Annotated in this window: 21 protein-coding genes; all 21 read left to right on the plus strand. The window is 39.8% G+C overall.

All coding sequences use genetic code 11. The annotated features are described in order from the left end of the window. Position 1 precedes the first annotated feature (1 nt). The 21 genes from mreC to hisS all read left to right on the plus strand — a co-directional run bounded on the left by mreC (position 2) and on the right by hisS (position 22,871). On the plus strand, positions 2–919 hold the full coding sequence (mreC, locus tag VEIT17_RS03020) for a rod shape-determining protein MreC (RefSeq protein WP_178884679.1): 918 nt from the start codon (positions 2–4) through the stop codon (positions 917–919). After that, entirely contained in the window at positions 916–1,407 is a 492-nt protein-coding gene (mreD, locus tag VEIT17_RS03025) for a rod shape-determining protein MreD (RefSeq protein ID WP_178884681.1), read from the plus strand. The genes mreC and mreD overlap by 4 nt, the downstream gene beginning before the upstream one ends. 23 nt (positions 1,408–1,430) lie before the next feature. Beyond that, positions 1,431–3,353, plus strand: a complete 1,923-nt coding sequence (gene mrdA / locus VEIT17_RS03030; protein ID WP_105094532.1) for a penicillin-binding protein 2 — start codon at positions 1,431–1,433, stop codon at positions 3,351–3,353. Between the two features lies 1 nt (position 3,354). Then, positions 3,355–4,278: a P-loop NTPase gene (locus tag VEIT17_RS03035; RefSeq protein WP_129823177.1), complete on the plus strand. Its 924-nt coding sequence runs from the start codon at positions 3,355–3,357 to the stop codon at positions 4,276–4,278. A gap of 8 nt (positions 4,279–4,286) precedes the next feature. Continuing rightward, on the plus strand, positions 4,287–5,390 hold the full coding sequence (gene rodA / locus VEIT17_RS03040) for a rod shape-determining protein RodA (protein WP_178885995.1): 1,104 nt from the start codon (positions 4,287–4,289) through the stop codon (positions 5,388–5,390). Positions 5,391–5,447: 57 nt separating this feature from the next. Further along, positions 5,448–7,331 carry a TIGR03960 family B12-binding radical SAM protein gene (locus VEIT17_RS03045; protein ID WP_178884683.1) on the plus strand — a complete coding sequence of 628 codons (1,884 nt, stop codon included), beginning with the start codon at positions 5,448–5,450 and terminating at the stop codon, positions 7,329–7,331. After that, complete coding sequence (locus VEIT17_RS03050) at positions 7,303–7,998, plus strand: TIGR03936 family radical SAM-associated protein (protein WP_178884685.1); 696 nt, start codon at positions 7,303–7,305, stop codon at positions 7,996–7,998. Before VEIT17_RS03045 ends, VEIT17_RS03050 begins: the two co-directional genes overlap by 29 nt. Positions 7,999–8,086: 88 nt before the next feature. Further along, positions 8,087–9,514: an Rne/Rng family ribonuclease gene (locus VEIT17_RS03055; RefSeq protein ID WP_178884688.1), complete on the plus strand. Its 1,428-nt coding sequence runs from the start codon at positions 8,087–8,089 to the stop codon at positions 9,512–9,514. Between the two features lie 26 nt (positions 9,515–9,540). Then, on the plus strand, positions 9,541–10,113 hold the full coding sequence (locus tag VEIT17_RS03060) for a manganese efflux pump MntP (RefSeq protein WP_178884690.1): 573 nt from the start codon (positions 9,541–9,543) through the stop codon (positions 10,111–10,113). A 204-nt stretch (positions 10,114–10,317) separates the two neighbouring features. Continuing rightward, positions 10,318–10,629 (plus strand): 50S ribosomal protein L21, encoded by a 312-nt coding sequence (gene rplU, locus VEIT17_RS03065; RefSeq protein ID WP_004698652.1) that lies wholly within the window; start codon positions 10,318–10,320, stop codon positions 10,627–10,629. A gap of 2 nt (positions 10,630–10,631) precedes the next feature. Next, positions 10,632–10,946: a ribosomal-processing cysteine protease Prp gene (locus VEIT17_RS03070; protein WP_178884692.1), complete on the plus strand. Its 315-nt coding sequence runs from the start codon at positions 10,632–10,634 to the stop codon at positions 10,944–10,946. A gap of 12 nt (positions 10,947–10,958) precedes the next feature. Beyond that, positions 10,959–11,243, plus strand: coding sequence for a 50S ribosomal protein L27 (rpmA, locus tag VEIT17_RS03075; protein WP_004696430.1), 285 nt, complete (start codon positions 10,959–10,961; stop codon positions 11,241–11,243). A gap of 213 nt (positions 11,244–11,456) precedes the next feature. Further along, the gene (locus tag VEIT17_RS03080) at positions 11,457–12,113 is read left to right on the plus strand and encodes an ABC transporter ATP-binding protein (protein WP_119208658.1); all 657 of its coding nucleotides are present in this window, start codon (positions 11,457–11,459) and stop codon (positions 12,111–12,113) included. After that, positions 12,110–12,874: an ABC transporter permease gene (locus VEIT17_RS03085; protein ID WP_024066238.1), complete on the plus strand. Its 765-nt coding sequence runs from the start codon at positions 12,110–12,112 to the stop codon at positions 12,872–12,874. Before VEIT17_RS03080 ends, VEIT17_RS03085 begins: the two co-directional genes overlap by 4 nt. Before the next feature lie 290 nt (positions 12,875–13,164). Further along, positions 13,165–14,583 carry a [FeFe] hydrogenase H-cluster radical SAM maturase HydG gene (hydG, locus tag VEIT17_RS03090; protein WP_060923969.1) on the plus strand — a complete coding sequence of 473 codons (1,419 nt, stop codon included), beginning with the start codon at positions 13,165–13,167 and terminating at the stop codon, positions 14,581–14,583. Between the two features lie 195 nt (positions 14,584–14,778). Then, positions 14,779–16,761 (plus strand): single-stranded-DNA-specific exonuclease RecJ, encoded by a 1,983-nt coding sequence (gene recJ, locus VEIT17_RS03095; protein ID WP_178885997.1) that lies wholly within the window; start codon positions 14,779–14,781, stop codon positions 16,759–16,761. A gap of 11 nt (positions 16,762–16,772) precedes the next feature. Beyond that, on the plus strand, positions 16,773–19,013 hold the full coding sequence (locus VEIT17_RS03100) for a RelA/SpoT family protein (protein ID WP_024065552.1): 2,241 nt from the start codon (positions 16,773–16,775) through the stop codon (positions 19,011–19,013). After that, positions 19,013–19,648, plus strand: a complete 636-nt coding sequence (locus VEIT17_RS03105; protein ID WP_178884694.1) for an MBL fold metallo-hydrolase — start codon at positions 19,013–19,015, stop codon at positions 19,646–19,648. The genes VEIT17_RS03100 and VEIT17_RS03105 overlap by 1 nt, the downstream gene beginning before the upstream one ends. Positions 19,649–19,688: 40 nt before the next feature. Then, positions 19,689–20,180, plus strand: a complete 492-nt coding sequence (locus tag VEIT17_RS03110; protein ID WP_024065550.1) for a Fur family transcriptional regulator — start codon at positions 19,689–19,691, stop codon at positions 20,178–20,180. After that, the gene (hemZ, locus tag VEIT17_RS03115) at positions 20,173–21,600 is read left to right on the plus strand and encodes a coproporphyrinogen dehydrogenase HemZ (RefSeq protein ID WP_178884696.1); all 1,428 of its coding nucleotides are present in this window, start codon (positions 20,173–20,175) and stop codon (positions 21,598–21,600) included. Before VEIT17_RS03110 ends, hemZ begins: the two co-directional genes overlap by 8 nt. Further along, on the plus strand, positions 21,600–22,871 hold the full coding sequence (gene hisS, locus VEIT17_RS03120) for a histidine--tRNA ligase (protein ID WP_178884698.1): 1,272 nt from the start codon (positions 21,600–21,602) through the stop codon (positions 22,869–22,871). The genes hemZ and hisS overlap by 1 nt, the downstream gene beginning before the upstream one ends. Positions 22,872–22,875: the final 4 nt, after the last annotated feature.

Genomic DNA, 22,875 nt, shown 5'->3' on the forward strand with positions numbered 1-22,875 from the left:
TATGATACAGTCAGATAAAAAGTTAATTATCGTTGTTGTCATTAGCTGTATCCTATTAGCTCTGCTCGGATTTGCATGGAAACAACGAACTAGTATTCCTTTTGTTACTGTCACTCTTGAAGGTATTACAACACCATTTGCTTATGGATCTGCCCGTTTGCTTGACGGTGTACAAACCGGTTTTACAGTGCTCAATAATGCTATTTCTGCAACTATTGAAAGTGATGAGGCCGCATCTCGCAAGGCTGAATTAGAACAAAAGGTTGTTAACTATGATGAAGTAGTAGCAGAAAATATTCGACTTCGTCAATTGCTCAACTATAAGAGCAATCATCCGGAATTCTCCATGACTTTAGCCGGTATTATTACAAAGGATTACGGCACATGGACAAATACGTTCACTATCGATAAGGGTAGTGAAGAAGGGATGGCTGTCAATATGGCTGTCGTTGTACCAAGTGGGGTAGTTGGCTTTATTACCGATGTATACCCTCATTCTTCTCGCGTACAAACTATTCTTGACCCACGTAGTGCAATCGGTGTTATTGTACAACGTCCTGAATCTCGCCTATCTGGTGTCGTAAAAGGTGATGGCGACTCACCTCGTACGCCATCAATGGTAAATATTGCCCGTGATGGTGATGTATTAGTAGGGGATAAATTAATCACCTCTGGGTATGGTGGTATCTACCCTAAAGGATTGCCTGTTGGTAATGTACAGTCCATCGAAAATGATACGGAAGGTTTTGTAAAGAATGCCGTAATTACACCAAGTGTGGACTTCTATCGTTTAGAAGAGGTGTTTGTCCTTACATCATCTTCAGTAAGTGCACCACCAAAACCAGGGCTTGAGCCTAAACTGGTACCTCAAACACAACGAGATCAAGTTGAAGGGGCAAAGGGGGCCGTTAAACCATGACGCGTCTAGCTTTAGTACTCTGTGGATTTTTAATTTACTTTATACAGGCGCAATTATTGCCTGCTATTTTTCATACGAATTGGTTGCCAAATTTAATTTTGACCACCATTGTTATAGTCACACTATTTAAAGGTCGTTATATGGGGCTGATGGCAGCTGTTATAGGTGGTATTGTACATGATGTATTGATATCTAACTTCTTTGGGCTCCATTTATTCCCTTACGTTCTTGTGGTTTACCTATTATCCGCAGTGAAACATCGACTCTATGAAGAACGTTGGTATTGGTCCAGTGCTATTGTAGCCATTTGTACATTGCTTGATGGATTTATCCGGAGCTTAATGATATTGGCCAGTGGCGGGGATTTACATATAGGGTTATATATGTGGCATATGGTTATACCGGTACTATTTTGGAACGGTCTATTGGCTGCCATTGTACATGGATTATTGTGGCGTAAGGACGAACAGCAAGATTATATTTGGTAATAAATTAGTAAGGGGGTGAAAGAGTGCTTGAAGGCCTCTATAAACGAAGAAAAACGAGTCGCTTTGATGTACTCTTTTACATTGTAGCGGGTATATTTATAGTGTTAGCATTGCGTTTGTTTATGCTACAAATCTTGGCTGGTGGCTATTATCAAGCCAAGGCGGAAGGCAACCGATTGCGCATGGTACCGATGACTGCAGCACGAGGCGTTATGTATGATCGTAATGGTCAAATTCTTGTAGGCTCTCGACCTGCCTATACTATATCTATCATGCCTACCGGAAAGGCTTTGGATGATGGTGAAGTTGCTAAATTGGCAGCTTTATTAAAAATGAAACCTGAAGATATTACAAAGAAGGTTAATGATCACAAGTATGGTTATGAGCCAATACGTATTGCTAATGATATTTCTATGGATGTAGTGACAACCATTGAAGAGCATCGTCATGAATTACCAGGGGTAACCATTGATGTTGAGCCACTTCGATACTATCCATATGAAACGATGGCTTCTCAATTATTTGGTTATGTTGGTGAAGTGAGTGAAGAGGAATTAGAAGAGCTAAAACAGCAAGACCCTAATACACTGGTAAGTGGCGGTACTATTTTAGGTCGTTCTGGTCTCGAAAAATTATATGATTCTATCTTGCGTGGTACCGATGGTGGTAAACAAGTTGAGGTAGATGCTACAGGTCGTCCTGTGGCTGAAGTAGATAGAAAACATACAGTGCCAGGTGCTAATATTCATCTAACCATCGATGTGAATTTACAAAAGGCTGCAGAAGAAGCTGTTAAAAACCAGCTCGATCAATTGCGTGCGCAAGGTATTCCAGCACAAGGGGCAGCAGTGGTGGCCATGGACCCTAATACAGGGGCTATTTTAGCTATGGTCAGTGCGCCTGAATTTAATCCAAACTGGTTTTCTAAAGGGATTACAACTGCTCAATGGAATCAGCTGAATAATGATAAAAATCATCCATTTGATAATAAGGTTATTTCTGGTGAATATCCACCAGGATCACCATTTAAGATTATTACCGGTACAGCTGCGTTAGATCTTAAAAAGGTTACTCCTGAAGAGATGATCTTTGACAGTGGTAAGCACTGGTTGATCGATAAGCGAAATGCAGAAGGTGAAGCCTTAGGATGGCTTAACTTTAATAGAGCGCTTGCTAAGTCAGATAACGTTTACTTCTATGAAATGGGTAATCGCGTTGGTATAGAAAATCTCGATAAATATGCTGCTTATTTTGGTATTGGCGAAAAGACTGGTATTAATTTACCAGGTGAGGCGTCTGGCATTATGGCAAGCCCTGAGTATAAACGAAAAGTATATGATGAAGATTGGTACTTAGGTGAAACTTTCGATGCTGCTATTGGTCAATCTTTTACCTTAGTTACGCCATTGCAAATGGCTGTTTTGCTCAGCGAAGTAGCTAATGGTGGCATTAAATATAAACCTTATGTGGTAAGCCGTATTGATAATAAAGATGGCACTCCGAAAGAGATTTTCGGTCCTGATAAATTAGGTATTCTACCAGTTCCAAAAAATATTATGGACCTTATTCGAGAAGGTTTGCGTGATGTTACAAACGAAGGTGGTACAGCAGGGGACTTATTTAAAGGCTTCCCAATTAATGTAGCTGGTAAGACTGGTACTGCGGAAAATGCACATGGCCGGGATCATGGCTGGTTTGTAGCCTATGCACCATATGACAAGCCACAAATTGTTGTGGTTGCACTTGTTGAACAAGGTAGCTTTGGTGCGGGCTCTGCAGGTCCAATCGTACGAGATGTGTTAGCCGCATATTTCAATGTACCATTAAATAAAAAAACGAATGATACAAATACTAAAAGTAATAAAGATAGTGCAACTGTAGGGAATACGTCTAATGGGCAGAAACCTCAGAATGCAGTAACAAGTGGGCAACCAAGAAAGGATTAGTATGGGCGAAATCATTGGTGTTGTATCCGGCAAGGGTGGCGTAGGTAAAACGACCGTCACTGCATGCTTGGGTGCAGCCTTAAGTCATGCAGGGCACCGCGTATTGCTCTGTGATGGGGACTTTGGATTGCGCGATTTGGATCTCGTATTAGGCGTGGCAGATGAAATTATCTATGATGCACTTGATGCGAGTGAAGATAAAGAATATACAGATGATGCTATTGTATCCATTGCAGAAAATCTAGATTTCTTACCGGCTAGTCAAAGTGCACGCTGGGAAGATATAGGTCGAAAGAAGTATAAGAAATTAGTTCGTCGGCTTTGTGATGTATATGACTATATTTTGATTGATGCACCAGCAGGGATTGGTAAGGGCATTGAGTCAATTTTAGATCTTGTGAGTCGTTGTATCGTTGTGACCCATCCATTGTGGGTATCCTTGCGCAATGGGGCGCGTATGATTCAAGTGTGTCAAGAACATAATATTCGCGACTTTGCTATTGCCTTTAATGCAGTGCCAGTAGATAGTGAAGACATAGATTTATATGATATGTTGGAAGTCCTTCGCGCCGAGTATGTAGGGGCTATGATTCCTTATGATGAAGATATCCTAACATATACACAAGATGGTCATTTGTTAGACCTTGTTTCTCATGAGTTTCGTAATGTATTAGCACCTCTTGTAGACTATGTTGTGACAGGCGATTGTTGGGAAGATTATGATGTACAAAAACAATTTGATGCCTATGTAACTAAGAAAAAAGCGGCTAAAGAAGAAGCATGTACACCGACTCTTGCTTCAGCTGGTGAGTCTATCTTTGAAGATTCGAATACTGTTTTGTATATTAATCGCGGTGGATGGACTACTCAGCGTTTATTAGTGCAAGGTAAGCAAAGTTTATGGCGCCGTCGTAAATTGAAATAGGTGATATGATGTGGCGGAAACTATGGAATGATAGCGACTGGGCTATTATCATATGTACTTTTCTACTGGTTTGTATTGGCTTAGCAGCTATTGGCAGTGCAACTCATGTTAATCAAGAGCCTATTGGATTTGGTAGTTTAGTAGTAAAGCAACTTATATTTTTCCTTGCTAATGCAGCTGTTGTGATAGGCATGCAATTCCTTAACTACCATCGGTTAAAGGATTGGGGCAATATCATTTATGGCATTACCCTTTTGATGTTAATTGCCGTTATGGCCGTTGGTACATCTGCATTGGGTGCTCAACGGTGGATTCAACTGGGACCTATTACCATTCAGCCATCAGAATTTTCTAAATTATTGATGATTATCTGTATGGCCAAAATGCTAGAGCCCCGTATTGGCAAGTTAGATACATTTAAGTCTTTAATATTGCCTGTATTATATGTTGGGGTACCTATTGGACTTGTATTTTTACAACCTGACTTAGGTACATCTCTTGTGTACATTGCCATTTTTGTGGGGATGTTATTTATCTCTGGCATTAAAACTAGACTCATAAAAATCATCGCGGGCACTGGTTTATTATTGATGCCTTTAGGCTGGTTTGTACTGAAAGAATACCAAAAACAACGTATTCTCGTATTTTTAAATCCAGATATTGATCCGTTTGGCTCTGGCTATCATATTATTCAATCTAAGATTGCCATTGGTTCAGGTTTGATTTTTGGCAAAGGTATCTTTAATGGCACACAAAGTCAGTTGAACTTCTTACCAGAAAACCATACGGATTTTATTTTCTCCGTTATTGGTGAAGAATTTGGCTTTGTAGGTTGTATCCTAGTATTGTTATTGCTCTTTATGCTGATTTATCGCAGCATTAAAGTGGCGTATATGTGCAATGATAATTTTGGTATGTTATTAGCTACAGGTATTGCCACTATGTTTACCTTTGAGGTACTCGTAAATGTAGGTATGACAATTGGTATTATGCCTGTTACTGGTATTCCGTTGCCATTCCTTAGTTATGGTGTTAGTGCATTGACCACGAATATGTTGAGTATTGGTATTTTGTTAAATATCGCAATGCAACGAACGAAATATATTTTTTAAATAACCTATATATAGGATCGATTGTGAAAGAAGTCTTTCAGAAAAGACGGAGGATGTATGATTCAATTAGATACGTCATGGTTACAACATGTCCAAAAGCCTGCTCGTTATACGGGTGGCGAATATAATAGTATCGTAAAAGATCACAGTACTGTTGATGTAACAATGGCATTAGCTTTTCCAGATGTATACGAAGTGGCCATGAGCCATTTGGGTATCAAAATTTTATATGGTCTTGTAAACCGTCGTGATGATGCAGCAGCGGAACGTGTGTTTGCACCTTGGCACGATATGGAAGAGGAGATGCGCAAGCGCAACATTCCTTTATTCTCTTTGGAAACTCGTACGCCTATTAAAGACTTTGATGTACTAGCCTTTACGCTTCAATATGAGATGAGCTTTACTAATATCTTGAATATGCTCGATTTGGCTGGCATTCCTATGTACTCTAAAGATCGTGATATGGATTTCCCATTACTCGTATGTGGTGGCCCATGTGCATTTAATGTAGAGCCTATTGCAGATTTCTTTGATATTGTATCTCTCGGTGAATCCGAAGAATGGGGCGATGAATTTATCGACCTCTATAAAGCTGAAAAAGCAAAAGGTTTCCCTGGTGGTAAAGAGGCGTTCTTACGTAAAGTGGCTCAAATTCCTGGTACCTATTGTCCTGCATTATATGATGTGGAATATACAGAGCAAGGCGATTTTAAATCTATTACACCTCGCTTTGAAGAGGTACCGGTAGCTGTAGAGAAACGTATCGTAGAGGACGTAGAAAATGTATTTTACCCTACAAAACCTGTTGTGCCTTTCTTAGATATTGTGCATGACCGGGCAGTACTAGAATTATTCCGTGGCTGTACACGTGGTTGTCGTTTCTGCCAAGCGGGAATGCTATACCGCCCTGTTCGTGAAAAGACGCCAGAGCGTTTGCTTCAAATTGCTAAGGATACGATTGCTAACACTGGTTATAATGAAATCTCTTTGATGAGCTTAAGCTCTGCGGATTATTCTAAATTGCCAGAGCTAGTAGACATGCTTATGGAAGAGTTCAAAGACAAACAAGTGAGCGTAAGCTTGCCATCCTTGCGCATCGATAGTTTCTCCATCGATATTGCGAAAAAGGTGCAACAAGTACGTAAAAGTGGTCTTACTTTTGCTCCTGAAGCAGGTACACAGCGCATGCGCGATGTTATCAACAAAGGCGTTAGCGAAGAAGACTTATTGGCAGCGTGTACAAATGCCTTTAAATCTGGGTGGAATACAGTTAAGCTGTACTTCATGATGGGCCTTCCTACTGAAACTGATGAAGACCTAGCGGGTATTGCTGATCTAGCGTACAAGGTACTTGATTTACACCGCGATATTACGGGTAAACGCAATGGTTCTGTAACTGTGAGTGTATCCTTCTTCGTACCAAAAACACATTCTCCATACCAATGGTTTGGTCAACAAGATGTTGAGGAAATCCATCGTAAGCAACGCTACTTAAAATCTCTCATCAATAATCGCAATATTTCTTATCACTATCATGATGGCTATACTGGCTACATGGAGGCCGCTTTTGCTCGTGGAGACCGTAGATTGTCTAAGGTTCTTGTAAAAGCATGGGAAGCAGGTTGTAAATTTGATGGCTGGACTGAGTACTTTAACTATGAAACTTGGTTGAAAGCATTCGCTGACTGTGGTTTGAATCCTGCATATTTTGCACGTCGTACTCGTGATTTCGACGAGCCATTACCTTGGGATCATTTGGATTGCACTGTAAGTAAAGCTTTCTTGAAACGAGAGTGGGAACAAGCGGTAGAGGCAAACTTAACAAGTGATTGCCGTCGCGGTCCATGTAAGGGCTGTAACGTATGTCCAGAGCTAAATACTGCAATTATTGACTATAAGGAGGGTGGCAGAGTTGAAAAAGTTACGTTTGGCCTTAAATAAAGGCGAAAAATTGCGATTCTTGTCGCACCTTGATTATGCACAAGCAGTAGAACGTATGATTCGCCGCGCAGAAATTAAAATGGCTTATTCTGAAGGTTTTAATCCACATATGAAAATTAGCTTTTCCTCTGCACTTGCTCTAGGTGTAACAGCGGCGGCTGAATATATTGATATGGATGTACTGGAAGAAGATTCTTTAGAGTCTATTATGGAGCGTTTGAACCGCGTAGCTCCTCCAGGTCTTGAGGTGCTAGGTGGCAAGGAAATGCCTGAAAAGGTTAAAAAGATGATGGCTATCTGTAACTTTGCTATTTACGAAGTAACAGGTCCTGTAACGGATGAACATGCGGATTGGGATGCTTTGCTCAAATCTTTCAATGAAGCTACGGAGATTTCTTATGAAAAGGTAACTCCAAAGAAAACTCGCACTATTGATGTGAAAGAATTTGTAAAAGAACCTATCGTAGCATCTGTTAAGGACGGTATGGTAACCCTTACTATGGGCATTGGCATCTATCCGCAAGGTACAATCAAACCTAGCGAAGTGTGGAATCTTGGTAAAGACCAATATAATTGGCCTATTACAAGTGGCTATGAAATTCACCGTAAAGCGATTATGGTGGAAAATGAAGAAGGTCGTTATACCCCATTGGAAATTAACTACTAATACTCTTTATAAAAATCTTAAATCTTTATATAAGCTTTAGTGTTTTAAAAAATCTATATATTTTAAATTGAACGAAGGGAGGGATAGGATGCATAAAATTTTGGTCAATGTTATGCGAGAAGAAATTCGCATGGCTGTTATCGACGAAGATGGGCAGTTAGTAGACTTTGTCTTAGAGCGTACTGATGAGTCTCATATGGCAAATCATATGTACAAAGGTACTGTTAAGAACGTATTAAACGGTATGCAAGCGGCCTTTGTTGATATAGGTGGCTCTCAAAATGCGTATTTGAACCTTCAACAGGGGAAAGAACAGAAAATCTTGCCACGCCTATCTGTGGGACAGCAAATTCTTGTACAAGTGGTAAAAGAGGAAATGCTTGGTAAAGGAGCTCGCGTTACAGCTGATGTGAGTTTGGCAGGACGTTTTATGGTGCTTTTACCATATTCTGAAGGCATGCATATTTCTAAGAAAATTACTGATGAAGCAGTACGTGCTAAACTACAAGAATTAGCAGCGCCTTATGTACAGGAAGGCTGTGGATTTATTATTCGTACCGCAGCCGCTAAGGCTAGTGCTGACGAAATCGGTCGTGATATGGAATATCTATGGCGTACATGGCAACATGTATTAAAACGATTTAAGGTGGCTAAGAGTGGTACTGATCTCTATAGTGATGCGGATTTTTGGTTCCGCCTTGTGCGAGACTATGCGCATCGCAATGTAGGAGAGATTATTGTAGATTCTGATATGGGCGAGTCTCGATTGCTGGATCTCTTAGGTCATGGGCCTACATCACAGCAGATTAAAGTGACACGTCACCGTGGTAGCACACCTATCTTTAAAGCTAATCATATTGAACCACAATTAGAAGATCTTATCTCTCGTGATATCAATCTACCTTCCGGTGGCTCTATCCGTATTGATCATACGGAGGCTCTCACCGTATTTGATGTAAACTCGGCTCATTACACAGGTAAGTCTAATAAGTTAGAAGATCTGGCTTTTACAGTTAATAAAGAGGCGGCAAAGGAAATTTGTCGACAATTGCGATTGCGCGATATTGGTGGTATTATCGTCGTCGACTTTATCGATATGAAGGATAAGTCCCATCAACAAGAGTTGTTAAAATTGTTGAGCGCACAAGCCAAGTTAGATAAGATGAAAACTGTGGTATGTGGTATTAGTTCGCTTGGTCTTGTGGAGATGACAAGAAAGCGTGCCCGTCAAGGTTTGCAAACGTTGATGTTTGATACATGCCCTCAATGTGGGGGCACTGGATACATGTTGTCAGGCAGAACTGTATACATGCAAATTATCCGTCGTATACGTGAGCTGTTTAAATCAGGTCGCATTAAATCTAATCTAGAAATTGAAGTACATCCAGAGGTAGCCCAATACTTAACTAAGGCTGTCCTTGAGGAGTTAGGTGATTCTATAGGGCGTAAGATTTCGATTGTAGTGAATTCACAAATTAGCCGAGAAGGATATTCTTTGATGGCAGTAGCAGAATAAGTAAGTAGTTTTTATAGGTGAGTTTCGTGTCTGTATTTGAAATTATATTAATTAGTATTGGTCTAGCCATGGATGCCTTTGGTGTATCGATTGGTAAAGGTTTATCAATGCCGGTAGGTGAAAATGGCCGAAAGGTTACATTGGTATTCTTATTTGGGTTATTCCAGTTTCTCATGCCAGTTATAGGATGGCTTATTGGTCGCCAGTTTATCGATGTCATATCTGAATGGGATCATTGGATTATCTTCGGTCTTCTCGGCTATTTAGGTGTTGCTATGATACGAGAAGGCCTCAGTGATGACGATGAAGATGATGATAAACAGTATTTAGGTGCTTGGGAAATGATTATGCTATCTGTGGCAACTAGCCTTGATGCGATGGCGGTTGGTTTAACCTTTGCTTTTCTACCTATTAATGTATGGGAAGCCTCTACTATGATAGGGGTAATTACCTTTGGTATTTCTCTTATTGGTGTGTACCTAGGCAAATTTATGGGCCAGTTCGTGGGAAAATATGCAGACATACTAGGTGGGGGTGTATTGATTCTCATCGGTACAAAAATACTTTTACAACACCTCGGTATTATTGGAGAATTTTAAAGGTTTGTATATATATGAAAGTATCATAAACTGAGCTATGTATATTGAATTTTGTTTGACATAGATAGGTAAATAGGATATACTATATCAGTATTAGTTCGGTTTACTGAACTTTGCAATCCGCGTGAAGCAGGTTTAAACGCCCGACCGAAGTTCGGGTCGGGATACCGAATTCAGCGAGTTCGATAACAAGGAGGTGTTCTCATGTACGCAATTATTAAAACTGGTGGTAAACAATATCGCGTTGCTGAAGGCGATGTAATTACTATCGAAAAATTGGAAGCAGCTGCTAACGAGTCCGTTACATTCGAAGAAGTTTTGACTGTAGTGAATGACGGCGACGTTAAAGTTGGCGCTCCTCTTGTAAACGGTGCAAAAGTTACAGGTACAGTTCTTGAGCATGGTAAAGGTAAAAAAATCTTAGTATTCAAATACAAAGCTAAATCCAACTACCGTCGTCGTCAAGGCCATCGTCAACCGTTCACAAAAGTTCGTATTGAATCTATCCAAGCTTAATTATGGTTTCCATTAGAATCCAGCGGAATAGTGAAGATCAAGTCATTGGTTGTCACCTATCCGGTCATGCAGGATATGATGAGCATGGCTTCGATATCGTATGTGCTGCAGTGTCTGCTTTAACGGCAACGGCAATGTTAGGACTTACCCAGATTGCTCAACAAGAAGGGGAATATACGAATAGCGAAGGTCGATGTGATATGGTTCTCTCTGGGACGATTAACCAGAGTGGACAGGATATTCTGGGGACTATGCTTCTCGGTCTAGAGGAAATTAGCCGTCAATATCCAGAGTTTGTCCAAATACACGAAATATAGGAGGTGAACTTAATGTTTACTTTTGATTTGCAATTGTTCGCACATAAAAAAGGTGTGTCCAGTACTCGTAATGGTCGTGACAGTGAATCTAAACGTCTTGGTGTTAAATGCCATGATGGTTCCATCGTAAAGAGCGGTAATATCATCGTTCGTCAACGTGGTACTCACTTCCACCCTGGTACTAACGTAGGTATCGGTAAAGATGACACTTTATTCGCACTTGTGCCTGGTAAAGTAGCATTCGAACGTGCTGGTCGTTACAACCGTAAAGTTAGCGTATACCCTGTAGAAGCTTAATTTTACAAAGACTATTAATCCCTAGTGGTTTTCCACTAGGGATTTTTTGTTTTTTGTAGTATGTGTCTGATAGATATATTATAATTAAGCTTAGCATTATCATATTGGCAATGATATCATAATTAGAATCATAATGCTTAAGAATACTAAATAACTAGCCACAGTGAGTCGATATTTTGCTTTTAATATATATATGACGAGATAGGGGGCATTATGGCACTGCTTGAATTATCTAATATATCTTATATTGTAAAAGACAAATCTATTATCCGTGATGTATCTTTATCGGTAAATCAAGGCGATTATATTACTATTGTAGGCCCTTCTGGAAGTGGTAAGAGTACACTTTTAAAATTATGTAGTGATCTGATTAGTCCTACATCGGGAACTATTACTTATAATGATCGTCCCTTAACGGCTATAGATCCTGAATCTTATCGTAGAGAGGTGGGCTACTGCTTTCAAAGACCTTATTTGTTTGCGAAAACAGTACATCGTAATATTCTATTTCCTTATGATATTCGCGGTTTAAAACCGGATATGAGTCGTATAGAATATCTCTTTGATCTACTACATATGCCACTAAATTATATGGAGCGCCGTAATGATGAGTTGTCTGGCGGTGAAATGCAACGAATATGCCTCATTCGGAGCCTTATTTTTGAGCCTAAAGTGTTGCTTTTAGACGAGGTTACGTCTGCCTTAGATACGACGAATACATCTATTGTAGAAAATGTTATTGATGAGCTTCATAAAAAGGGAATCACCATTATCTCCATTACTCATAATGAAGAGCAAAGCTTGCGTACCGCAAATCGCCGCATCACTATCGTAGACGGTCAATTAGCTAAAGAGGAGGTATTGATATGAGTCAGTTTCAAACTATTTCTACTACTTCCTTATGTCTTGCGTCTGTACTAGTGATTATCAGTATGCTGATGTCCTATCGACAAGAGTTGAAGCTAGAGAAGGATATCTTTATAAGTGCTGTGAGAGCTACTGTACAGCTATTAATTATCGGCTTTATTTTATCGTATATTTTTAGCACGGAAAGCCCTATATTTATAATTGGGCTATTAGGCTTTATGGCTATAAATGCAGCCTATAATTCTTCTAAGCGCGGAAAGGGAATTCCTTATGCTCTATGGATTTCTTGGTTTGCTATAACTGTAGGTGCAAGTATTACTTTAACGATTCTACTTTTAACGGGCGTGCTTACCTTTACTGCTTATCAAGTGATTCCTGTTGGTGGTATGGTCATTAGTGGTGCTATGGTAGCGATTGGGCTTTGTTATCGCCAAATGCTATCAAATTTTGAATTGCGTAAACAAGAGGTGGAAATTAAATTAGCCTTGGGTAGTACACCTAAACAAGCTTCGAAAGCGATAGTACGCGATGTTATAAAGACGGGTCTACAACCTACTGTAGATAGTGCCAAGACATTAGGTATCGTAGCGCTGCCGGGGATGATGACAGGCCTTATATTGGCGGGCATGCCTCCTTTAGAAGCTGTAAAATATCAAATGATCGTTACATTTATGTCGTTATCCACTATATCAATTGCTTGTTTTATTACGTGCCAGTTGTCTTATAGGACATTTTTTAATACTAGAAATCAATTATATAAGTAATTTTTATTGAAATCTTACATAGTAAATAAGGGATAGATTTAGTTACATACATTTTAGTCATATTCGATATAGATAATCGATATAAATTAGAAATTCCCATACTATAAAGGTTGCTTCCTCTTATGAGGGAGTAACCTTTTATTATTGTGTGTCAAATTCCTATGTTTTTTAGTAGGAATAGTGGTATACTATGTACAGTATCAGTGAAATACCAGAAGACTGGTTGTCATATACTTTCATATACCTAAAGAGGGGTGGCGTTGCCACTAGAAAGATTTGAGGTAAGTACTATGTATGATGTAAAATCTCCAAAGGCGGAGGAATTTATTTCCCATCAGGAAATCCTTGACACCCTTGCCTATGCAGAGGAAAACAAGGAAAATCGGGAGTTGTTAGATGCTATTTTAGCAAAAGCTGCTACATTTAAGGGGTTAAACCATAGAGAAGCAGCTGTTCTATTAGAATGTCCGTTGCCTGAATATAAGGAAAAGCTTTATGCGTTAGCTAAAGAAATCAAGAAAGCTATTTACGGCGATCGTATCGTTCTATTTGCACCATTATACTTGTCTAACTATTGTATTAATGGTTGTGTATACTGTCCGTATCATTCTAAAAATCGCGATATTAAACGTAAAAAGTTGACTCAAGACCAAATTAGAGAAGAGGTTATTGCCTTAGAAGCAATGGGGCATAAGCGCATTGTTATTGAGTCTGGTGAAGATCCTCTTAATAATCCTCTTGAATATATTTTGGAATCTATCAAGACTATTTACGGTATTAAAAATAAAAATGGCGAAATTCGCCGTGTAAACGTAAATATTGCAGCTTGTTCCGTTGAGGATTACAAGAAATTACATGAAGCTGGCATTGGTACATATACATTATTCCAAGAAACGTACAATAAAGAAAACTACGAAGCACTTCATCCAACAGGCCCTAAGAGCGACTACGCCTACCATACAGAGGCGATGGACCGCGCTATGCAAGGTGGCATTGATGATGTAGGCATCGGTGTTCTTTATGGCTTAGAACATTATAAATATGATTTTGTAGGTTTGTTGATGCATGCAGAGCATTTAGAAGCAGTATTTGGTGTAGGTCCACATACAATTTCTGTACCTCGTATTTGTCCAGCTGATGATATCGATGTAGATGATTTCAGTAATGCTGTACCTGACGATATATTTGAGAAAATCGTTGCTCTTATTCGTGTATCCACACCGTATACAGGTATGATTATGTCTACCCGTGAAAGTCAATCCATGCGTGAACGCGGTTTGGCATTAGGTATCTCCCAAATTAGTGGTGGCTCTCGTACTAGCGTAGGTGGTTACAAAGAAGAAGAGAAACCAGAAGATAATTCGGCTCAATTTGATCGCAGTGACACACGTACATTAGATGAAATCGTAGATTGGTTACTAGATCTTGGATATGTGCCTAGTTTCTGTACTGCATGCTATCGAGCAGGTAGAACAGGGGACAGATTTATGGCCCTCGCTAAATCCGGCCAAATCCATAACTGTTGCCAACCTAATGCATTGATGACATTAAACGAATACATCATGGATTATGGTGACGAAAAAACTAAAGCTCATGGCGCTAAGGTTATTGAACAACAGTTAGAAAATATCAAAAATGATTTAGTTAAAGATAAAGCTAAAGCTTATATTGCACAGATGAAAGACGGCGAACGAGACTTCCGGTTCTAAGTAATTCACTGATCGAGAACCTCCTATTGATAATGGGAGGTTCTTTTTTGTTGAGAAAATGTCAAAAGTTAAATGAGAATAAAATATATAAAATGGTTTATTTTATTCGCTTTTTGATGTATAATAAATAAAAATGATAATGATAATACGTTGAAAATTTATACTAATATTGATTATAAACTACTGAGGGATATGATGATTAAGAAAAAACGTTGGCGCATTTCCACAAGCGACAAAGAACAAGAGAATATCTTAATCCGTGAACTTGGTGTGAACCCTATTGTGGCAAAATTAATGGTTAATCGTCACATAGATGTTGATGAAGGGCGTCGGTTTTTACAAGGCTCTTTGTCTGATTTGTTAGATCCATTCGCATTAAAAGATATGGATGTGGCTGTTTCGCTAGTTCAGGAGACAATTGAAAAACATAAACCAATCGTTATTTATGGTGATTATGATGTAGATGGCATTACTGCAACATCTGTTCTATATCGTTTTTTAAAGAAACTAGGTGCTGATGTTACCTATTACATACCAGAGCGTCAAAGTGAAGGGTATGGCCTCAATTTAGAGGCTTTAGAGCATCTTATAGAGCAAGGGACAGCTCTAGTAATTACCGTGGATTGTGGTATTAGCTCTTACGATATTGTTGAGGCTGTACGTGACCGTATCGATATGATTATTACGGATCATCATACGGCACCAGATATGATTCCACGAGCAAAGGCTGTTATTAACCACAAGCAAAAGGACTGTCACTACAAGGATAAGAATTTATCCGGTGTTGGGGTTGCTTTTAAATTATGCCAAGCATTGTGGCTTACAAAGACTGGTGAATGGTATTTAGATGATTTAGATATCGTTGCATTAGGTACTGTGGCGGACGTTGTGCCGTTAGTCGGTGAGAACCGCATCATCGTAAAAGCAGGCCTTGAAAAGATGAATAGTCATCCAAATCTAGGAATTAAAAAACTAGTCGATGTAGCAGGTCTCCATGAACGAACTATAACATCTGGACATATTGGTTTCACCTTAGCCCCACGGCTCAATGCAGCAGGTCGCGTAACCCATGCAACACGTGCTGTTGAGTTGCTAGTTACTAATAATGCTGATATGGCTGAAGCGATTGCTGAAGAATTAAATGAAACAAATCGTGAGCGTCAAGAACTAGAGAGAAATATTCACGAACTAGCTCGTATCGATGTGGCTAACCAAGGCCATAAGGCAGACTATGTAACCGTTGTAGCCGGTGAAGACTGGCACCCTGGTGTTATCGGTATTGTGGCTTCTCGCTTGGTTGAGGAGTTTTATAAGCCGACTTTGGTTATTAGTATCCACGATGGCATTGGCAAAGGCTCCTGTCGTAGTATCGATGGTTTTAATATCTACGATGCACTGAAGTCTTGCGAAGATGTGTTATTACAATTCGGTGGCCATGCTGCAGCAGCAGGCTTCAGTATTGATGCAAATCGTATAGATGAATTGCGAGACCGTTTGACTGCGTATTGTAAGGCGCATGTAACAGCAGAGGAATATATTCCTGTTGTTGCTATTGATGCGGAACTACCCGTTGATGATATCGATGTAGATATTATTGACCGCGTATCAGCCCTTGAGCCATATGGTATGGCCAATAGTACGCCGGTCTTTGCCGTTATGGAAGCAACCGTACAAGATATAATGCTTATGGGACAATTGAAAAATCACTGCAAGGTGATTTTAGAAACCTCTAGTGGCACATTGGATGCCATTGCTTGGAATCGTCCCGATTTATTTAAAACTATATTCATTGGAACTGTGGTGAAAGTAGCATTTTCATTGCAAAAGAATGAATGGCAAGGGATGGTTTCTCCGCAGCTTATGATCCAAGCTATTGAACCGCTCACTGAAGAGCCGATTACACTTTCCACGGAAGGTCTTAGACAAATGTATGTCATAGTAAAACAAGCTATGCGTGGTCGTAGTCAATCGGTTTATAATGTGGAACAAGAAATTTTGCGCCGTAAGCCGGCAGATCAAAATAATCGCAGTGCCCTTACATCCTTAGATGTATTTAAGGAGTTGGGCATCATAGAAGAATATACCAGTGATGATGGTCAATTAATGCTAAGATGGAATGCCATTGAAGGAAAATTAGATCTTGTCACGTCCGTAACATTTCTTACCTATAGTGTATAGGAGGTGACACCATGACAACTGTAAATGAAGAAGGCAAAGCTTTAGTAGAACAAAGCACTTTTGATAAAGGAAAAGCTTTAGCTGAATTTATGGAGTATATCCATACCTATTTAACAGATGATGAGTGTAACCAAGTATTAAAGGCTTTTGAGCTTGCAGATAAGGCTCACGAAGGTCAGCTTAGAGCTTCTGGTGAACCGTATATCATGCATCCACTAGCAGTAGCTGATATTTTGGCACACTTACAAATTGACCATATCACACTTATGGCAGCACTCATGCATGATGTGGTTGAGGATACATCATATTCAAAGGAAGACTTAGAGGAAATGTTTGGCTCTGAAGTGGCATTCCTTGTCGATGGTGTAACGAAATTAAACCAATTCCAATATGAAACAAAAGAAGATCGGCAAATGGAAAATTATCGGAAGATGATTTTAGCCATGGCGAAGGATGTGCGTGTCGTTGTTATTAAACTAGGTGACCGCCTACATAATATGCGTACCTTAAAGCATATGCGTAGCGACAAACAAAAACGCATTGCAAAGGAAACATTAGAAATCTTTGCTCCTTTGGCACATCGTCTTGGTATCTTCAATGTGAAATGGGAGCTGGAAGATTTATCATTCCGGTATTTAGAACCAGAAAAATACTATGATCTTGTAGATCAAATGAAACAAAAACGCCAAGCTCGTGAAGACATTGTAAATGATACGATGAGTCAACTCACTAAGGCTTTAGGCGAAGCTCATATTAAGGCGGATATCAAAGGTCGTCCAAAACATTTCTACAGTATTTACAAGAAGATGAAAAAGGACAATCGCGATTTATCTCAAATCTATGATTTGCTTGCAGTTCGCGTTATCGTTGATACAATTCCTGATTGTTACGCGGTATTAGGCATTGCTCATAGCTTGTGGAAACCATTGCCATATCGTTTCAAAGATTATATTTCCATGCCGAAATCTAATATGTATCAATCGTTACATACTACGGTTATCGGTACCATGGGGCAACCTGTAGAAATTCAAATCCGTACATGGGAAATGCACCGCGTATCTGAATACGGTGTTGCAGCGCATTGGCGTTATAAAGAAGGCAATAAAAATGGCGATAAGGATTTCGACCAAAAGGTTGCGTGGTTGCGCCAAGTATTGGAATGGCAAGATACAAGTAATCCAACAGAGCTTGTAAACGCTTTAAAATTAGACGTATTCTCCGGTGAAGTATTCGTATTTACACCAAAAGGCGATGTTGTTAAATTGCCGATAGGTTCTGTTCCACTAGATTTCGCATATCGTGTTCATACCGATGTAGGGCATAGATGCGTAGGTGCCAAGGTAAATGGTAAAATTGTACCGCTCGATTACACCTTGCAAAATGGTGATATCGTAGATATCATTACATCTAAAACAGGTCGTCCGAGCCTTGATTGGCTTAATATCGTAGGTTCTTCTGAAAGTAAGAGCAAAATACGCAACTGGTTCAAGCGTGAAAATAAAGCTGAAAATATTGAAAAAGGCTTAGAAGCGCTCGAAAAAGAAGCAAAACGATTAAATTATAGCTGGAAAGAATTGATTGCAGATAATCGACTTCAACAGGTTACGAAACAGCTCAAAGCAGGTATAGAAGATGAAATGTTTGCCGCTTGCGGTTATGGTGGTATCCCTGTAAGCACGGTTCTATTGCGGTTAATTGAACTTTATAAAAAATCTAAAGAAGCAGAAGAGTCTAAACACAGCACTGAACAAATCATTGAGAAACTAAAAGCTCAAGGTCCAAAAACGACCAAGAATGGTACAGGCGTTCTTGTAAAAGGCGAAGCTGGTGTTATGGTGCGTATGGCGAAATGCTGTAGCCCTGTACCTGGTGATGATATCATCGGTTATATCACGCGTGGTCGTGGGGTATCCATCCATCGCTCCGATTGTACGAGTCTTGGACATACGCCAGAAGATTTAGAGCGTATGATTGAGGTCTCCTGGGATGGTTCTTCTGGTGAATCTTTCCACGTAGGCATCGATATCCAAGCTTATGATCGAAATGGTCTGTTGATGGAGGTTATGGCTGTACTTTCAGAATTGAAAATCACTATTACAAACATCAATGCAAAGGTTCAAGAAGATACTAAAACCGTAAGTATCAATGTAGTTGTTGATATCCGAGATATTTCACAACTTGATTTTGTTATGACTAAGTTGCGCCGTATTCGTGAAGTGTATACGGTACAACGTAGTAGAGGAGGGGCTTAATGAGTGAACAACAATTAGTGCTTATGCGCATGCCTTTAGGTCCACTAGGAACAAATTGCTATGTCATAGGCGATAAAGCTGTTGGTGAGGCTTTCATCATTGACCCTGCCACACCGGAAGTATTAGATGCGCTAAAGAAACATGACTTGAAGCCCAAAGCTATTTTGCTAACCCATGGTCATGGTGACCATATTGGGGGCGTTCAAGACATTGTAGATGCCTATCAAGTGCCTGTATATATTCATAAGGGTGATGTGCCGTATTTGTCAGATCCTGAACTCAATCTCAGTGCTTATAGCAATCCTACACCGATTAAGGTGAAGGCAGAGATCATCGAGGTTAAGCAAGGTGACCATATTACATGTGGCGCTATTAACCTTGAAGTACTTGAAACGCCAGGTCATACGCCAGGTGGGGTATGTTATTATATGGAAGGCCTTGTATTTGTAGGCGATACACTATTTAGAGATTCTGTGGGACGTACGGATTTTCCAAATGGCTCTTATGAGACGTTAATGGAATCCATTAAAACGCAGCTCTATAAGTTGCCTGATAATATTATGGTGTATCCTGGTCATGGGCCGGAAACAAATATAGGTTATGAAAAACAATACAATCCATTTGTTGGAGCGTAGGTTTTATAAAATTTTGTAAGAAATAAAGGGGATAGTTATCATGAATACAACATTAGAAAAATTAAAAGAACGCATTAAAGACAAAAAATACAAATTGACTACACAACGTCAAACAATTTTACAAGCCTTCATCGATGCTGATGAAAATCATTTAAGTGCAGAAGACGTATATGTACTTGTAAAAGAAGTGGCTCCTGATATCGGCTTGGCTACTATTTACAGAACACTTGATCTCTTCACTGAACTTGATTTGTTGAAACGTCTTGATTTTGGCGATGGTCGTAACCGTTACGAATTGAACGACGAAGAGTTTGCTCATTTCCACCATCATTTGATCTGCGTAAAATGTGGCAAAGTATCCGAGTTTGAAGATGATATGCTTGAAACACTAGAATCCATCATTGCTAAAAAATTGAACTTCCGCACTATCGACCATCAATTGAAAGTATATGGTTATTGCAGTGATTGCCAAAATCATATGACTGAAGCAGAGCTTGACAAATTAGAACGTATGGCTCATCACCATGCTTAATGGATATCTATATACGGGACCATTACCGCTTGGTTCTGTAGTGGCCCATAATTGTGGTGCTGCAGGACTGTTTTCTGACAAGGTGCATCCAGATGTTATCCTTGAATCTCACGAAGTCGATGGATTGTATACTTTAACAGTTACCATTGGTGAGACGGTTCAGACTTTTGAAGGCCCTGTTTCCTCTATGGGACGACGTCAAATAGGGCAAGCCTTACTGCGCTACTTGCGTGAATATCAAGGTTTACCAGCTGAGGCGCCTTGGGGGACTATGGTAGGCGTACGCCCTACAAAGCTACTACATAAATATATAGATACATATGGCTCTGTCCACGCAGCAACTCGTCACATTAGGGACGAGTTTTCTGTGTCTATGGAAAAGCTTGCTACACTGGGCTCTATCGGTGAGTATCAACGGCCATTTTTAGCCGATACAGACCATAAAAAGGTGAGTCTCTATTGTGGCATTCCTTTTTGTGACACCCGTTGTGTTTACTGCTCCTTTCCGTATGGACTCTATCAGGACTATGATGGTAAAAGCCAATTTTTAACTGCCTTAGGCCGCGACATCGAGGATATGAAAACTATTGTTGAATCTTATGGCTTAACGGTAGATACTCTTTATATGGGTGGCGGTACTCCGACGGTATTAGGGGACGAAGACTTTCACCAAGTTCTGAAACAGCTGTCTATACTTGTTCCTGAAGGTCATGAGTTTACTGTAGAAGCAGGGCGGCCGGATTCTGTTAATCCTACAAAGTTACGATCTATGCTTGATTTAGGTGTCAATCGTATTAGCATTAATCCACAAACGATGCAAGACGATATTTTGCGGCGCATTGGTCGTGGACATAGTGCATGTGATATTGATGAGTTGTTACAATATGTCAAACATAATACGTCGTTAGCGGTAAATATGGATTTTATTGCCGGTTTACCAAATCATACGATGCAAAACATGATAGAGAATATGGATTATGTATGTCAAAATTTGCCGGAAAATGTTACAATTCATACGTTAGCATTAAAACGTGGTAGCCCATTGTATGATTTAAATATGCAAGATGATATCCCTGAGGAACATCTCGTGGCAGACATGATACAATATGGTAAAGAGCGTCTAGAAGCGGCTGGCTATGTACCATATTATCTATATCGTCAACAATATATGAGAGGACAGTTAGAGAATATCGGCTATACCTTGCCCGGCAAAGCGTGCGAATATAATATTCAGATTATGGAGGAACGACAAAGTATTCTTTCCATGGGACCTGGTAGTTCATCTAAGTGGATGCGGGCCCCTGAATATCGTCAATTGAAACAGCATATGCCAAAGGATGTAGATGTTTACCACGCAACGATAGATGCACTATTAGAGAAACGACATAGAATTTGTAAAAAATTTTGGGAGGTTGTGTAATGGCTATTAGAAAACCAAGAGGTACACAAGACTTTTTGCCAGAGCAAATGATAAATTGGCACTATATTGAACAGCGTATGCGTGAAATTTGTAAGGTATACGGGTTCAACGAAATTCGCACACCTGCCTTTGAAGATACTAAATTATTCTTGCGTGGCATTGGTGAAACTACAGATGTAGTACAAAAGGAAATGTACACATTTACTACAGGTGATGATGGTGGCTCTAGCTTTACCTTGCGCCCTGAAAATACAGCATCTGCAGTACGCGCATATTTAGAAAATAAAGTATATGGTAAAGAAGGCCTTACAAAATGGTATTACATGGGGCCTATGTTCCGACATGATAAACCACAAGCTGGCCGTTACCGCCAATTCCACCAATTCGGGGCAGAGGTATTAGGTTCTCAATCCCCTGTAGTGGATAGTGAAGTTATCTGCATGGTCGTACAATTGTTGAAAGACTTTGGCCTTAAAGACCTCAATGTAGAGGTGAACTCTGTAGGCTGTCCAATATGCCGCCCTGCATACCGTGAAAAATTAATTGAGTTCTTTGAGCCTAAAAAAGAACAATTATGTAGTGACTGCCAAGAACGTTTGTATAAAAATCCTTTGCGTATCTTGGATTGCAAAAATGAAACATGTAAATCCTTGTCCGTAGGTGCTCCTGAAATTCACGAACATTTATGTGAAGAATGTCATGATCACTTCGAAGAATTGAAAACTTATTTAACGGCTGCCAATGTGCAATATACATTAAATCCTCGTTTAGTACGTGGCCTTGATTATTACACAAAAACAGCATTTGAGGTACAATATACTCCATTAGGGGCTCAAAGTGCAGTAGCCGGTGGTGGTCGTTACGATGGCCTTGTAGAGGAACTCGATGGTCCTCATACACCAGCCATCGGTTTTGCGATGGGCATGGAACGTTTATTATTAGCCCTTGAAAAACAAAACTTATTACCGGAACAAACTGTAGAGCCATCTGCATTCGTAGTAGCTCTTGGTGATGCGGCTAAGGTAGAGGCTTTCAAAATTTGCCAAGCATTGCATGATGCATATGTATCCGTTGAAATGGACGGACAGGGTAAGAGTATGAAGGCACAATTAAAATATGCTAACAAAATTAATGCAAAATATGTTATCATATTGGGTGATGATGAATTGGCTCGTGGGGAAGCCATAATCCGATTCATGGAAACTAGTGAACAAGAAACTGTACCACTCGATACAGTTTCTGAACGTATAACTTCTTTGGTGAAAGGATGACAAT

This window comes from Veillonella nakazawae, from assembly GCF_013393365.1.
GTDB classification, from domain to species: domain Bacteria; phylum Bacillota; class Negativicutes; order Veillonellales; family Veillonellaceae; genus Veillonella; species Veillonella nakazawae.

Excerpts from the sequence above, each read along its gene's own strand:
- VEIT17_RS03085 (WP_024066238.1), top strand. The coding sequence starts at position 12,110 with ATGAGTCAGTTTCAAACTATTTCTACTACTTCCTTATGTCTTGCGTCT.
- rplU (WP_004698652.1), top strand. The coding sequence starts at position 10,318 with ATGTACGCAATTATTAAAACTGGTGGTAAACAATATCGCGTTGCTGAA.
- VEIT17_RS03105 (WP_178884694.1), top strand. The coding sequence starts at position 19,013 with ATGAGTGAACAACAATTAGTGCTTATGCGCATGCCTTTAGGTCCACTA.
- VEIT17_RS03045 (WP_178884683.1), top strand. The coding sequence starts at position 5,448 with ATGATTCAATTAGATACGTCATGGTTACAACATGTCCAAAAGCCTGCT.
- hydG (WP_060923969.1), top strand. The coding sequence starts at position 13,165 with ATGTATGATGTAAAATCTCCAAAGGCGGAGGAATTTATTTCCCATCAG.
- VEIT17_RS03110 (WP_024065550.1), top strand. The coding sequence starts at position 19,689 with ATGAATACAACATTAGAAAAATTAAAAGAACGCATTAAAGACAAAAAA.
- recJ (WP_178885997.1), top strand. The coding sequence starts at position 14,779 with ATGATTAAGAAAAAACGTTGGCGCATTTCCACAAGCGACAAAGAACAA.
- VEIT17_RS03035 (WP_129823177.1), top strand. The coding sequence starts at position 3,355 with ATGGGCGAAATCATTGGTGTTGTATCCGGCAAGGGTGGCGTAGGTAAA.
- rpmA (WP_004696430.1), top strand. The coding sequence starts at position 10,959 with ATGTTTACTTTTGATTTGCAATTGTTCGCACATAAAAAAGGTGTGTCC.
- mreD (WP_178884681.1), top strand. The coding sequence starts at position 916 with ATGACGCGTCTAGCTTTAGTACTCTGTGGATTTTTAATTTACTTTATA.
- rodA (WP_178885995.1), top strand. The coding sequence starts at position 4,287 with ATGTGGCGGAAACTATGGAATGATAGCGACTGGGCTATTATCATATGT.
- VEIT17_RS03070 (WP_178884692.1), top strand. The coding sequence starts at position 10,632 with ATGGTTTCCATTAGAATCCAGCGGAATAGTGAAGATCAAGTCATTGGT.
- VEIT17_RS03080 (WP_119208658.1), top strand. The coding sequence starts at position 11,457 with ATGGCACTGCTTGAATTATCTAATATATCTTATATTGTAAAAGACAAA.
- VEIT17_RS03055 (WP_178884688.1), top strand. The coding sequence starts at position 8,087 with ATGCATAAAATTTTGGTCAATGTTATGCGAGAAGAAATTCGCATGGCT.
- hisS (WP_178884698.1), top strand. The coding sequence starts at position 21,600 with ATGGCTATTAGAAAACCAAGAGGTACACAAGACTTTTTGCCAGAGCAA.
- VEIT17_RS03100 (WP_024065552.1), top strand. The coding sequence starts at position 16,773 with ATGACAACTGTAAATGAAGAAGGCAAAGCTTTAGTAGAACAAAGCACT.
- mreC (WP_178884679.1), top strand. The coding sequence starts at position 2 with ATGATACAGTCAGATAAAAAGTTAATTATCGTTGTTGTCATTAGCTGT.
- hemZ (WP_178884696.1), top strand. The coding sequence starts at position 20,173 with ATGCTTAATGGATATCTATATACGGGACCATTACCGCTTGGTTCTGTA.